This is a genomic window from Bacillus sp. LR--39 (genome assembly GCF_053613335.1).
Genome location: NZ_JBSIOT010000762.1, coordinates 1 through 760 on the forward strand (window position 1 = coordinate 1; position 760 = coordinate 760).

General features: G+C 47.8%; 2 protein-coding genes. Both read right to left on the reverse strand.

Translation table 11 applies throughout. From position 1 onward, the window contains the following. A partial coding sequence (locus ACWHAR_RS26360) for a Mur ligase domain-containing protein (protein ID WP_452088335.1) occupies window positions 1-211 on the reverse strand: 211 nt, incomplete at its 3' end. A 195-nt stretch (window positions 212-406) separates the two neighbouring features. Further along, window positions 407-760, reverse strand: a 354-nt coding sequence (locus ACWHAR_RS26365; protein WP_452088336.1) for a PASTA domain-containing protein, incomplete at its 5' end; no start/stop codon positions are given.

Genomic DNA, 760 nt, shown 5'->3' on the forward strand with positions numbered 1-760 from the left:
CTTCCCTTTCCGCCACAATGGCGGCGGCCCCTTTTTCAGCGGCTTGGCGGGCGTAGTCATGCCCGTCGACTGTATAGCCTTTTATACAAACAAAAAGACTCCCTGTCTTGACTTCCCTGGAGTCCATCTCAATTGAAGTTATATCAGGGTCTTCTTGGCCGGCATAGGAAGGTACATTTTTTAAATATGTAAGAAGCTTTGTCAATTTCATCGTATCAAACCTCTCAAGTCTCATCATTCTTCATTCGTTGTCATATTGATTCGCCGCACGAGCTTCGTGCAGACATACAGTTCATATTTTAGCGTAAAAAAGAGGATACATCCAGCTAATCCTTTAAAATCGATATATTTTTTAGGAGGAACGGCCCCGGACATCAGCAGGCAGCCGCTCCTATATTGAAACGAATTAATCAGAGGCTCCGTCATCGCTGTCAAGATAAATGCGAATCGTCGATCCTTCTTTTACTTTTTCGCCCGGCTTAGGGGACTGCTGAACGACGACATCGCCTTCTCCGGAAGCCTTCAGCCTGAGGTTGATCAGCAATGGTTCAAGCTCTGTCACGGAAAGCCCTATAAGGTTCGGGACCTCGATCAGCTTTTTGTCCAGCCATTGATATTCGCGTTCGATCTGATCTTTCCGCTTCTTAACGCCGAGCTGCGGAAGACTGTCTCTCATGATGTTTCCGACGATCGGCGCTGCAACCGTACCCCCGAATTGAATCGTTCCTTTCGGGTTGTCGACGGCGACGTAGACGACAAT